This is a genomic window from Granulicella sp. L56, from assembly GCF_009765835.1.
Taxonomy (GTDB): domain Bacteria; phylum Acidobacteriota; class Terriglobia; order Terriglobales; family Acidobacteriaceae; genus Edaphobacter.
This window is the reverse complement of record NZ_LMUS01000001.1, coordinates 1316176-1329573: the sequence shown is the minus strand read 5'-3', so window position 1 is coordinate 1329573 and position 13398 is coordinate 1316176. Positions and strand designations below refer to the sequence as shown.

Annotated in this window: 9 protein-coding genes; 5 read left to right on the top strand and 4 right to left on the bottom strand. The window is 58.1% G+C overall.

Going from position 1 to position 13398, the window contains the following annotated elements; genetic code table 11:
- Nucleotides 1-7: 7 nt before the first annotated feature.
- Nucleotides 8-1189, bottom strand: coding sequence for a glycoside hydrolase family 27 protein (locus GSQ81_RS05550; protein ID WP_158909657.1), 1182 nt, complete (start codon nucleotides 1187-1189; stop codon nucleotides 8-10).
- A gap of 153 nt (nucleotides 1190-1342) precedes the next feature.
- Here GSQ81_RS05550 and GSQ81_RS05545 point away from each other — a divergent pair, with 153 nt between their 5' ends.
- Complete coding sequence (locus GSQ81_RS05545) at nucleotides 1343-3322, top strand: glycoside hydrolase family 97 protein (protein ID WP_158909656.1); 1980 nt, start codon at nucleotides 1343-1345, stop codon at nucleotides 3320-3322.
- 96 nt (nucleotides 3323-3418) lie between these two features.
- Here GSQ81_RS05545 and GSQ81_RS05540 read toward each other — a convergent pair whose 3' ends face one another.
- Complete coding sequence (locus GSQ81_RS05540; protein WP_254060010.1) at nucleotides 3419-4099, bottom strand: adenine nucleotide alpha hydrolase; 681 nt, start codon at nucleotides 4097-4099, stop codon at nucleotides 3419-3421.
- Between the two features lie 169 nt (nucleotides 4100-4268).
- Between GSQ81_RS05540 and GSQ81_RS05535 the strand changes: the two genes are divergently transcribed.
- From GSQ81_RS05535 to GSQ81_RS05520, 4 genes are all read left to right on the top strand, one after another.
- A complete protein-coding gene (locus GSQ81_RS05535) occupies nucleotides 4269-4472 on the top strand; it encodes a cold-shock protein (protein ID WP_020712649.1) in 204 nt (67 codons plus the stop codon).
- Nucleotides 4473-4888: 416 nt separating this feature from the next.
- Nucleotides 4889-5470: an HAD family hydrolase gene (locus tag GSQ81_RS05530; RefSeq protein WP_158909655.1), complete on the top strand. Its 582-nt coding sequence runs from the start codon at nucleotides 4889-4891 to the stop codon at nucleotides 5468-5470.
- 72 nt (nucleotides 5471-5542) lie between these two features.
- The gene (locus tag GSQ81_RS05525) at nucleotides 5543-10021 is read left to right on the top strand and encodes a DEAD/DEAH box helicase (protein ID WP_158909654.1); all 4479 of its coding nucleotides are present in this window, start codon (nucleotides 5543-5545) and stop codon (nucleotides 10019-10021) included.
- A gap of 2 nt (nucleotides 10022-10023) precedes the next feature.
- Nucleotides 10024-10194, top strand: a complete 171-nt coding sequence (locus GSQ81_RS05520; protein WP_158909653.1) for a DUF5522 domain-containing protein — start codon at nucleotides 10024-10026, stop codon at nucleotides 10192-10194.
- Here GSQ81_RS05520 and GSQ81_RS05515 read toward each other — a convergent pair.
- Entirely contained in the window at nucleotides 10191-11105 is a 915-nt protein-coding gene (locus GSQ81_RS05515; RefSeq protein ID WP_158909652.1) for a tetratricopeptide repeat protein, read from the bottom strand. The genes GSQ81_RS05520 and GSQ81_RS05515 overlap by 4 nt on opposite strands.
- Before the next feature lie 64 nt (nucleotides 11106-11169).
- Entirely contained in the window at nucleotides 11170-13350 is a 2181-nt protein-coding gene (locus GSQ81_RS05510; protein ID WP_158909651.1) for a VWA domain-containing protein, read from the bottom strand.
- Nucleotides 13351-13398: the final 48 nt, after the last annotated feature.

The window sequence follows — 13398 nt, the reverse complement described above, 5'->3', positions numbered from 1 at the left end:
TGTCCGCTTATTTACTGACGATCAGCAGCGCCGCTCCATGTTTAGGCAGCCGTCTGGCAACATTTCCCGACTGATGCCCCAGATCTTTCTTCTCCCAGACATCGCGCACGTTGCCGCCACTGCGAAACCCAATCTCAGCAAGATTCACCGAGACATCACGCACGCTCCAGCTACGATTGAACAACCCAACCGCAACACGTCCCCCGCTCAGCGGCTTGGTCCACACATCGAAATCGCCGCTCTCGTACAGGCGGTCGCCCTGCTTGCCCAACGAATCCTGATCGATGGCAATCGCTTCCTTGTTCATCAACAGGCTCTTGTCCGCATCTGTCATCTTGCTCAAATCGTTCCCCGCAAGCAGAGGCGCAGCAAGAATCACCCACAGGCTCATATGGGTCTTGTACTCATCAAAGGTCATCTTGCCGTTGCCGATCTCCAGCATGTCCGGATCGTTCCAATGTCCCGGCCCCGCATACTTCGACAGCCCCGCCTGACTGAACCCGATTGCGATCATCCGCCCGTAGGAATCATCGATATCGTCGGTAGTCCGCCACATATTCGCGCCCAGTCCCGGCCCCCACTTCCACGGCTGGTCCACACCATACTGGCAGAGGCTATAAAGAATCGGCCGCCCCGTAGCCTTCAGCGCAGCGCCCATCTTGCGATAGGCCGCAATCATCAACTGATTCGCAGCATCCGGATCGTTCGGATGCTCGGCCTCCACCTTGTGCATATTGTCCTGAAACGAGCAGAGATCGTACTTCAGAAAATCGACGCCCCACGCTGCATACATCTTCGCATCCTGAGCCTCATGGCCAAGGCTGCCCGCATACCCGCCGCAGGTCTTATCTCCCGGCCCGGAGTAGATCCCAAACTTCAACCCCTTGGAGTGGATGTAATCGCCCAGCGCCTTCATATCCGGGAAGCGATCGTTCGTATGCAGAACGCCCTGCGCATCGCGCTCGCCCTGCCATGTGTCATCCACATTAACGTAGACATAGCCTGCATCGCGCATTCCCGTGCTCACCAGCTCATCCGCCGCCGAGCGAACATCGGCATCGGTCACATGGTTGGCGAAATGGTTCCAGCTATTCCACCCCATCGGCGGCGTAGCGGCGAGCTGCGTCTGGCTAAAAGCGGGAGCAGCAGAGACGAGAAGGGTACAGAGAAGGCTGGCGAAAAGACGCATTTAAGAAGGCTCCTGAAATCGGTTACAAAGCGCGAAATAAGCATACATCTCCAAACATTTTTCTGCCCACCTTCATCTCTGGCCGTGAATCCGAATGGATCTCTTGTACCCTAGCTGAGTATCCTCACGTTGGAGCGTCTTACAGGAGAAACCATGCCTTATTTGCGCACGCTTGTCTTGTGCCTGATCGCAGTTTGTGTCGGTAAAGTTGCAATTGCGCAGAGTGGAAATGCAGATCCTGTGCGGGTAACATCTCCCAACGGTCAGATAGCTTTTATTTTTTCCGACACCGATGAGCTGCGATACGCCGTCGAGTTTCGCGGAGCGAAGCTCATCTCTGAGTCGCAACTCGGCCTGGAAATTGTCGGCCAGCCAGCCCTCGGGCCCGGGATGCGGCAAGTGAGTTTAAAAACGGACAAGGTGGATGAAAGCTATACCATTCCCGTTGGCAAAACGGCCACGGTTCGCAATCACTACAACTCCATTCGCGTCGAATTTCAGGATTCCAACGAGCGCAAGCTGATTCTTGAGGTGCGTGTATTCGACGATGGCGCGGCCTTTCGCTACATCGTGCCGGATCAATCATCGTTGCAGCAGATACAGATTGCGCACGAACTCACAGAGTTTTCCTATGCAAAAGATGCAACGACCTATCCGCTGATTCTCGATGGCTTTCAATCCTCATATGAAGACCAGTATCAACAGCGACAGGTAAGCGGATTACATCCCGGCTGGCTGATCGGCCTGCCGCTCTTAGCCGAAGAGCCGGGGATTGGCTGGGTCGCGATTACTGAAGCAAATATTGATCACTATTCCGGGATGTACCTGCAAAAGAGCAAGGGCCCTCTCAGCTTGCATGCAGAACTGGCGCCTCATCGAAATGACCCGGCAATTGCAGTCGATAGCGCGACCCCCGTAACAACTCCCTGGCGAGTATTGATGATCGGCGACGAGCCCGGTCGATTGATCGAATCCAACATCATCTTGAATCTGAATCCAGCTTCGAAGATTCAAGATACATCGTGGATTCGCGCAGGAAAATCAGCGTGGGACTGGTGGTCAGGCGATGCCGCGCCCGGTGTCTCCTTCAAGCCCGGAATGAACACCGCGACCATGAAGCACTACATCGATTTTGCTTCTGCGTCTGGATTTCCCTACATGATGATCGATGCCGGCTGGTCAGGTCCGGAAGACCAGACGCGGCTCTCCGATATCACCCGCGTCAATCCAAACATCGATATGCCTGAGCTGCTGCGCTATGCAAAGCAGAAAAATGTCCGCATCTGGCTTTGGTCGCATTGGAGGTCCGTCGACAAATATATGGATCAGGCATTTCCGCTGTTCGAGCAGTGGGGCATTGCGGGCGTCAAGATCGATTTTATGAATAGCGACGATCAGACGATGATAGGTTTCTACCATCGCGTGGCAGAAACCGCGGCGGCGCACCATCTGATGATCGACTATCACGGTGCGTATAAGCCGGATGGCCTCCGTCGAACCTATCCCAATGTCATCACGCGGGAAGCCGTCATGGGCAAAGAATACTCCAAGTGGACTGCCATGGTGACGCCGGTACACAACACGACGTTGCCGTTTACGCGGATGCTCGCGGGCCCCATGGACTACACCCCCGGAGCCTTCGACAACAGCACTCGTGAAAATTTTGTAGCGCGCCGCGTGATGCCGATGTCGCTGGGAACCCGCGCCCACGAATTGGCGCTCTACGTCGTCTTTGAAAGTCCCCTGCAGATGGTGTCGGATTATCCCGAGCACTATCAAGGGCAGAGAGATTTCGACTTTATCAAAAAGGTGCCAACCACCTGGGACGAGGTGCGTGTCATCAGCGGCCGGCCCATGGAAAGTATCGTCTTGGCCCGCCGTAGCGGTAAAGACTGGTATGTAGGCTCACTGACAAATTGGGACACGAGAGATGTAAAGATCCCGCTGAACTTTCTTGGCAGTGGCAGCTACACCGCCGAAATCTATGCCGACGCTCCCGATGCCGCGCTGCAACCAACTCATACGACCTTCTCGAAGAAGCCTGTCTCTCAGAAGAGCATCCTCAATGTGCATATGGTGTCAGGCGGCGGAAACGCTATCTGGATTCACCCCATCGCATCGGGCGGCCAATAGACTCTGTTGGGGGCATCCGAATCTTTGGATGCCCGCGCGTTGTTTCATGGCGTCGAAGGTTGGGACATTTAAGCGAGGTCCGAACCCTTGCAGAACTCACCCTACTAACTCCGCATAAACAAACCCATCCCGCTCCACCCGCTCTCCAGCCTCCACCGGAATCTCTCCTGAAAACATAGGCCCCGCCCAGCAGAAGGTGTGGAATTCCCCGTTCTCCCCGCACGGATCTACCCCATCCCGCAACTCGGCCAGCAGGGAAGCATCCCACTCCCGCCCCGCAAACTCCGCCGGAACCTTCCTCGGGTTCACGCACGTCAAACGCGCCCGCAGCCCACCCGCCATCATCTGCTCTGCCAGCATGTCCGTCGGAATCCCCCAAACCGGAAACACCGGCTCCAGCCCCGTCCCCGCCAGCTTGGCCACACGGTAAGCCCGAATCTCCTCCAAAAACAAATCCCCAAAAGCCACTCCTACAAATCCCTCGCGCACGGCGCGCTCGCACGTCACCGCCATCCGAGCCTCATACTCCTCGTTGGAGCAGGGAAACGGCAGGTCTACCTTCCACAGCGGCAGACCGACCATCTCCGCCTGCCGCTCCAGCAGCTCCTCGCGAAACCCATGGATCGCCACTCGCCGAAACCGCTCATTCACGGTAGTCAGCAAACCGCCCACCTCTAACTCTCCCGCCTGCCGCAAAAGGTGCAGTGCCCAGGCCGAATCCTTGCCCCCACTCCAGCTCAAAAGAATCTTCTTCATCCCCCCTATCAAACCACGCATAGCAATCTCCGTGCCGCTCAATCTCGCCCGGCCAGCTATCGCCACACTCCCTTCTGGGTCGAAGATCGCTGGCTCCCTCCTAACATTATTTGAATTTTCCACTTAACTGTCCGTGTACCTGCTACCATCAGGGTGTCGGCGAAATATCGCCTGCAATCAGGAGCATCAAATGGCAAACGGAACAGTAAAATGGTTTAACGACGCAAAAGGCTTTGGCTTCATCACCCCGGAAGACGGTGGCGAGGACCTCTTCGCGCATTACTCGGCAATCAACTCCAGCGGCTTCAAGTCCCTGCAGGAAGGCCAGCGCGTCACCTTCGACATCACGACCGGCCCCAAGGGCAAGCAGGCTGCTAACATCCAGCCCGCCTAACTACGGCACTTACCAGCAACAAAAGATTGAAAATAAAGGCTGCAAGCGGCGCGAAGGTGTCGTTTGCAGCCTTTATTCGTATGGATCTTGCAGATAAAATGTGACTGGTCTTAGCAAGTGCGCATATAATTGCATCCGTTATGCAGACCAGATCAGAGATTTGCTGCAAGGAATGTCATTCCGCCAATACCACCCGCTCGACCCGCAAGACATTTTTTGAGCGCACGATTTTCCGACGGCTCGGCTTCCATCCGTGGAAATGCCTCACCTGCAAACACCGGTTCTTTACCCGGGATCGCGGCCCGAAAAAGCAGAGCAGCGAAGGCACCCATCCGACGACTGGGGCACCATTGCCGGGATGAAGCAAGAGTTTTCCTCTCCCTTTTTCCGCAGGTTCTGCAAGGTATCATCGTTAGATGACTGCTGAAGACCGCGCAAAAAATATCAAAGTCCTCATCTTCGATGTCGATGGCGTCCTCACCGACGGCCAGATCTTCGTCATTCCCGGCTCTGACGGCCACGCAATTGAAGCCAAAGGCTTTGCCGCCCACGACGGCCTCGGCATCTCGCTCGCTCGCCTCGGTGGCCTCCGCATCGGCATCATCACCAAGCGCCAGTCGCAGACCGTGGCCATCCGCGCCAACGACCTGAAGCTGGAGTTCATCTATCAGGGCCAGTCCCACAAGATGAACGCGATCAACAAAATTCTTGCCAAGGCCAACATCACCATCGATCAGTTGGCCTATGTCGGCGACGACATTATCGACCTTCCCGTCATGCGTGCCTGCGGCCTTGCTATCGCCACCGCCAACGCGCGCGAACAGGTCAAAGCCGTGGCTCACTTCATCACGCTCAACCCAGGCGGAAGCGGAGCGGGACGCGATGCAATTGACTTCATCCTCACTGCTCAGGGTTCTCTCGACAAGGTCATCGAAGAGTACCTCGACGAGAGCAACGCCGCCACTGCCGCCGCCGATGTAGGCACCGGTAACATGTAGATAAGCAAGGGACGTACGGCGGGCGGCCGAAGGGCGAACAAAGATCGAACGGATTCGCGCTACAATCTCCCCATGCTGTCCGCCGAAATCCCTGCCTCTCTCGCCTGGGCGCATCCCGTCACGGCAGAGTGGTTCGTCAGTAAATTCGGCACTCCAACCGAGCCGCAGGAGGAGGGCTGGCCCAGCATCCTCGCAGGCGATACCACCCTCATCTCCGCACCCACCGGCAGCGGAAAAACTCTCGCTGCCTTCCTCGTCTGCATCGACCGTCTTCTTCGTCAAGCCATCGCAGGAACGCTCGCGCCCTGCACACAAATTGTCTACATCAGCCCGCTCAAGGCACTCTCGAATGACGTCCAGAAAAACCTGGACGCACCTCTGCGTGAGATTCAACAACTCGCCCTTGAACGAGGCTATCTTTCCACCGAGATCCGCACCGCAGTCCGCACCGGCGACACGCTGCCAAAAGAGCGCGCTGCCATGCTCCGCAACCCGCCGCACATCCTCGTCACCACGCCCGAGTCGCTCTACATTCTGCTGACGGCAGGCAAATCGCGCGAGCATCTTCGCCGCGTCAACACCGTCATCGTCGACGAAATCCACGCCGTAGCCGACGACAAACGCGGATCGCATTTAGCGTTGTCGCTCGAACGCCTCGAAGCCTTGGTCTGCGGAGAAAACAAGCTCTCGCCCGGAGCATTTCTCACCGGCCTCTCCACGCCGCCGCTAAGGATCGGCCTCTCCGCAACGCAAAACCCGATCGATCTCGTAGCCAGCTTTCTCAGCGGCGTTCACGCCACGCGCAAGCCTGCAACCATCGTTCAGGTTGGCCAGCGCCGCCAGCTCGATCTCGCCATCGAAGTCCCCAGCGACGAACTCGGCTCCGTCACCAATACTGCCATGTGGAAAGAGATCTTCGACAAGCTCGCAGCCCATGCGCAGAACCACCGCTCTACGCTGGTCTTCGTCAACACACGCCGCCTCGTAGAAAAAATAGCCTTCGCCGTTGCCGAGCGTCTCGGCAACGAAAACGTGGCCGCGCATCACGGCAGCCTCTCGAGAAATCTCCGCCTCGATGCAGAACAACGCCTCAAGAGCGGCGAGATCAAGATACTCGTCGCCACAGCATCGCTCGAACTCGGCATCGATATCGGCGACATCGACCTCGTCTGCCAGATCAGCACCACCCGCGCCGTCGCCGTGGCCATGCAGCGCGTAGGCCGCGCCGGTCACTGGCGCGGAGCCATCCCCAAAGGCCGCTTCTTCGCCACCACGCGCGACGATCTGCTCGAACAAGCAGCCCTCATTCGCAAGATGCGTGCCGGAGAGCTCGACCAGCTTGAGATTCCGCCGCAACCCATCGACGTTCTCATGCAGCAAATCGTCGCCTGCTGCGGAGCCGAATCATGGGAAGAAGACGCCCTCTACAACGTGCTGCATCGCGCCTATCCCTACCGCGATCTCAGCCGCGAACGCTTCGACGAACTGATCACATTGCTCCACGAAGGCATCGAATCCAGCCGCGGGCGCTACGGAGCTTATCTGCTCCGCGACGGCATCCAGCGGCAGCTTCATCCCCGTCGCGGAGCGCGCATGATCGCCATCTCCAACGGCGGCAGCATTCCCGACGCGGCGCTCTTCAACGTCATCCTTCAGCCCGAAGGCGTACAGATCGCCACCCTCGACGAGCACTTCGCCGTCGACTCCAGCCCGGGGGATGTTGTCCTCCTCGGCAACACAAGCTGGCGCATCCAACGCATCGAAGCCGCAGGCCGCGTCCTCGTCGAAGACGCCCACGGCGCCTCGCCGACGCTGCCATTCTGGTTCGGCGAAGCACCGCAACGCACCGCCGTTCTATGCGATGGCGTGGGCGAACTCCGCGAACAGATCTCCGCTCGCACTCCTAATGTTCCACGCGGCTACATCTCACCTGCCCAACCAGAAGTAGCAGCCACGTCAACATGGCTCATGCAAGAGTGCGGAGTCTGTGCCAGCGGAGCCCAGCAACTCATCGCCTACATTGTTATCGGGCGCGCCGTGCTCGGCGCCGTCCCCAGCAAGACCACCATCATCGCCGAGCGTTTCTTCGACGAGGGCGGCGGCATGCAGCTCATCCTCCATGCACCCTTTGGAGGCCGCATCAACAAGGCCTGGGGCCTTGCCCTGCGCAAGCGCTTCTGCCGCGGCTTCAACTTCGAACTACAGGCTGCCGCTACCGATAACGGGATCAACATCTCGCTCGCCGAGCAGCACAGCTTTCCGCTCGCCGACGTCTTCCAGTTCCTCACTGAACAAACCGTAAAGGAACTTCTCGAACAAGCCGCCATTGCCTCGCCCATCTTCAAAACCCGCTGGCGCTGGGCCGCCGGACGCAGTCTGCAACTGCTTCGTTTCTCCAAAGGCAAACGCATCGCTCCGCAAATTCAGCGCACCCGCTCCGAAGATTTGCTCGCGAACGTATTTCCGCAAGCCGCTGCCTGCTTTGAAACTATCGTTGGCGACATCCAGATTCCGAATCACCCTCTCGTCGATGAAGTAATGCAGGACGTTCTTCAGGAGGCGATGGACCTCGAAGGCCTCATCGAAGTTCTACGCGGAATTAAAGCTGGAACCATTCGCTGTCTCGCCGTCGACACACCGGTCCCCTCGCAGTTCGCGCACGAACTCATCAATGCCAATCCCTACGCCTTTCTCGATGACGCGGGGCTGGAAGAACGCCGCGCCCGCGCCGTATCGCTGCGAAGGTCACTCCCCGAGAGCGTCCTCGAAGAAGCTGGCAAGCTCGATCAAAACGCCATCGACGAGGTGCGCCGCGAGTGCTGGCCCGACATCCGCGACGAACACGAACTCCATGATCTGCTGCACTCGGTCATCGCGCTGCCACTTTCTATCCTCGATACAACCGAAGCTCGCCACTGGCCTACGTTCTACGAGCGCCTCGCAAAGTCCGGACGCGCCCAGACCATGGATTGCAATGGAATCCCTTGCTGGGTAGCCACAGAACGAATCCTTCACAGCGAAGCGCTCTTTCTGCAATCCCAATGCACGTCATCTCGACCGGAGCCGCAGGCGGAGTGGAGAGACCCCTGTATTTTGCGGGGAGTGCCAGAGAATCCTGAGGTCACAGAAAAAGAAACGAACTCAGTTACAAAAGAAGCAGCGCTGAAACAATGTGTTCAGGGATGGTTACAAATTCTCGGTCCTGTCACCTCCAACGCTTTTGCCCAACATCTCTCGTTACATCCTACTGAAGTCTTTCAGGCCTTCCTCGCCATGGAGATGCAGGGCCTCCTCATGCGCGGAACCTTCGAGCATCCCAGGCCATCGACAGACCACGAGATCGAGTGGTGCGAGCGCCGTATCCTGCAGCGCATCCATCGCCGTACCCTGAGCACGCTCCGCAAACAGATCGAAGCCGTCACCCCAGCCGCCTACATGCGCTGGCTTCTCGGCTGGCAGCATCTCGCGCCGCAGACGCAGCTCGCCGGTGAAGAAGGAGTTCTCGAAGCGCTCCATCAACTCGAAGGCTTCGAAGCTCCCGCCATCGAGTGGGAGCGCACCCTCCTCCCAGCTCGCGTGGCCAACTACGATCCTCGCTGGCTCGATGGATTGTGCTTATCAGGCGCAGTAGGCTGGGGCCGAATCTCTCCTCATCCTGCGTGGGCTATGGGAGACGGGACCGCGCCCCGCCGTGTCATCCCCACCAACGCCGCTCCTATTACCTTCTACGTCCGCGAATCCGCAGACTGGTTGCCCCACGCACTTGCGCAGCAGTGTGTCGAAGAGCCCAAACTCCAGCAAGCTCTCAGTCCTGAGGCGCTTCAAGTCCGCACACTCCTCCAGCAGCGAGGAGCCTGCTTCTCCAACGACATCCAACGCATCCTCAATCTCACGCGGCCACAGACGCAACATGCGCTCTGGGAGTTGGCAACCGCCGGTCTCGCCGCCGCCGACGGCTTCGACCAGCTCCGCGCCATGATGGACCCTCGCAGAAAATCCACGACCACCGATACTCCCGGCAAGCGCAGCGTCCGCAGTTCCGCCGGACGCTGGTCGCTCCTCTCTGAAGAGCTTCACGCCGCGCCAACCCCAATCGAACAGGCCCGCCGCACCGACGCTGCTCTTGAATCTGCCGCCCGCATGTTGCTCTCCCGTTACGGCATCCTCTTCCGCGACCTCCTCACACGCGAGTCCAACGCTCCTAAATGGCGCGACCTCCTCGGCATCCTCCGCAGTCTCGAAGCGCGCGGCGAAGTTCGCGGAGGCCGCTTCGTCTCCGGTTTTGGCGGCGAGCAATTTGCCCTTCCCGCAGCCGTCGATTCGCTGCGCGCAGCTCGCAACCGCGACTGCCTGATCCCCATTGCCGTTGCCGCTGCCGACCCTGCCAACCTTGCAGGCATCATCATCCCTGGGGAGCGCATCCCCGCTGTTCCGGGCAAGCAAGTCATCTATCGCAACGGCAGCCTGCACATTGAAAGCAACGAAGAAGACATGCCCGTCCCTCTTCTACCCATTCCCGCGCCCACACAGCCCGTTCTAACATTGTTTTAGCGATGTCTGAGCCACTCAAGCCCGACGAGTCAGAGTCTCCTGAAGATCCCACGCCACCGCTCGCTCCAGAAGATTTTTATTACGAGGGCCCTTACCTCGTCTTCACCGCAACGTATCTTCTCAAGCGAGGCTATTGCTGTAACTCCAACTGCCGTCACTGCCCTTATCGTTAGTGGGCCACCGACGGCAAAGGCGGCAGCAAGCCCGTCGTGCTGGCAGTGAGAGGCATATGGCCGCTGCGGATCGCCTCTGCATTATGCACCAGCAGCAGGACCCGAGGATCCTTGCGATACTGCTCCAGCAGATCATCATGTCTCATCGCCTCTAAGACGTCGAATCCGCCCTCGCTCGCCGTCGTCAGGTAGTGCAGCATATTGGCCACATCTCCATGCTGTGCATAGAGCCGCGCAAGCTCATAGCAGAACCGCGCATGGTCCGCCGGTGACAGCATCCGCATCGTAATGCCGCCCGGTCCTCCGCGATGCACCATCAGGTCCGGATCGATCTTCAACGCGACGTCAAACTCTTTTCGAGCACGCTCGAAGTCTTTCGTTTGGAAGTATGCCGTCCCAAGGTTGGAGTGAAATGGCGCAGATTTCTTATCCAACTTGATTGCTTTTTTGTAGTCGGAGATGGCGCTTCCATTCTGACCTTCCAGATACTCGACCGCGCCAAGATTGTTCCACCCGTCGGGGTTCTTCCGTTTCACATGTACAACCCGCTGGAAGAATGCGCGCGCAATCTCATGATTTCCGACTTCCAACTCCGTCACTCCCATCTTGTTCAAGATCTCTACTTCGTCGGCACCGCGCTTCAGCGCGTCGGCGTAATAGTCGAGAGCATCCTCGGGAAAGCGTCTCGCACGCAGCACATCCGCAGCGATCTCCAGCTTCTCTCCAGAAGCGGTCGCAGGATCAGGCAGGTGGACTTGTATCAATGGCCATTGTGGATCTTCATGTTCCAACTCCACAGCCAGCGCATGGCTGCGGACGTCTTTTTGCGCAGACACTCCCGCGCCAGCTACAAACACAGTGAAGAGGAAGAGAAGGGAAGAGAGACGGAAGAGGCGGACTGGATAGCCCATGGCATACCCCCGCGAGGTACGTCAGAATCATCCGCTTCTCTTAAACTCCTGTCAATAGGCAGAATTATGGCGTTGGCGATACGTCTGTCGGAGTCTTTGTCAGCGCAGCCGTGGCCGCCGTTGCAGGTGCCGCTGCCTGCACTCGCAAAGCTAGCCGTGGGAAGCTGAAGCTCCCGCCAGCGTCGTCGATGACGTTGATCTGGCAGACGTAGGTGCCCGGTTTCAATTGAGTTAGCGGCACATCAAACTGAAAGCCTACCGCATCCCTCTCCGGAATGTTGATCGCATCGGCCACCACCAGCGGCGTCTCGTACACCTTCACGCCATTGCTCATGAACTCAATGCTCGTCAGCACCCGCACCGGCTTGCTCTCACGCCGCTTCAATCCCGGAGCGTCTGTCGTTGCCGCACCGCCCTGCTTCGCCGGGTCATACACCTCATACAAGAAGTAGAGATGCTGGTCCTGTCGAAACACATGCGGAATATTCGGGATCCACTCCACGCCGTCCCGCACCAGCGGGCTTGCCGCCTTCTTCGTCGTATTCGGCGTGCGCTGGCTCGACAGCACAATCGAACTCAGCTTCATCGGACTCTTGCGCATATCCGGAACCTGGATGTCCGTCTCAAAACTTCCCATCCGCCCCGTCTCATTCTCCCGCACTACAAACTTCAGGTGATACCGTCCCGGAGCCAGGGTGAATCCAGTGGAGTATTGAATGTTCTTTCTCTGTACCTGCTGTGACGAATCGAGCGCGAGCTTCACCGTGTCGCGCACATTGCCCACGATGATTCCCTGGGCGTCCTTCACCTGTCCCATGATGTCGATGTTCGCCTTGTCGCGATCGCCATTCTTGATAAAAGGAATCTGCGATCCCGGCACAAGCAGCGATATGGGTACAAAAAATTTGTTGTCCTCCAGCCGGAAATAAAGTGCCTGCAGATACACCGCAACATCGGTCGCAGGCAGGTCACTGCGCATCTGCTCTGTCAGGGCCTGTTCGCGGTCTTCCGTCTTCTGGTGTTTGAAGTCCGCCGGGGCATAGTACCCCGGACGGTAGTCGAGCTTCACATCGCCACGGTTCAGCTTCACCGTCAGGTGCCGGTAGCTTCCATCCCGTGCCGCATTGGTCGAATGGAACCCAACGATGTAATAGGCCTCCGTGTCATGCTGAATCTGCTGAAACGCCGGAGCAAAATCATTCGAATCAAGGAAGGCCTTCCCGCCCGTATCGCTGGACAAAGTACCCAGCGTCTCCTGCGAGCCGAAGTTCGCATCCAGATTGCTCTGCATCGCTCCGCCGCTATAAGCTGCCGTGCCGCGCAAGCTGCCCGTCGAAGCGTTTCCCACAGGCGGCAGCGCCTCCAGCCCGCGAGAATCCACGCTGTAGATGGCCATGTTCGCCTTCACCGCCTCGTTGGTAGCCGCGCGCATGCTCGCCTGATTTTCGATGCCCTGCCTCGTCACTCCACCGCTGAAGTACAGCAAGCTCTTGCGCTGGTCCACCCGCTCCAGCGACTTCGCGATGGAGCGAATCGCATACAACTCGCGGTCTGTGTTGAGCGAGTTGTACTCGCTGTCGTCCGCGGTAAAGCTCGACGCATCGTCCGCAGTCCCGCCAGACGAGCCGCCCTCATTGCCATTCGCGAATCCTGTGCCTTCCGTGCCGTTGTACTTGCCCACGCCCTTCAGTAGGGCGGCCTTGTCTGCCGTGAAATCCTGGTCCAGGTTCAACGAAGTATCCAGACTCGCCAGCGCAACCAGATCGGCAGGCTGCATCTTTTTATTGATGTAGTTCTGCGCCGCCTCCACCGCACGGTCAATGTCTTCCGGTTGCATGCTGCTCAGGTCGAAGAACATCACAATCAGCCGATGATCTTTTAAGGCAGCAGGTTCGGCAGAAAAATTACCATTCCCATTCAGCAAATCCGCAATCGAAGCCTTCCCGCTGACGGTCGTCTTCTCATGCAACACCGCTGCATCGTCGACATTCTGATAGTCGAAGCTGGCAATCTTCTGCGGCTTCCCGTTCTCCAGAATCGTGAAGTCGCTCGCCTTCAGTCCCTTCACTACTTCGCCGGTCTTCTTATCGCGCACGACGACATTCGTCAGCACGATGTCGCTCTGCACCTTCAGCGTAAAAGTTCCATCCGAACCCTGCTGTTGCGCGACCATCGGCGTTCCCGCCATCATCCCCGCCAGCACCGCAGCCAATACCCGCTCGGTCAGTACACCCTTCTTCACCATCGCAACTCTCTCCAGTTCCAAAGCGAACCAACCAGCAACGAACAACCA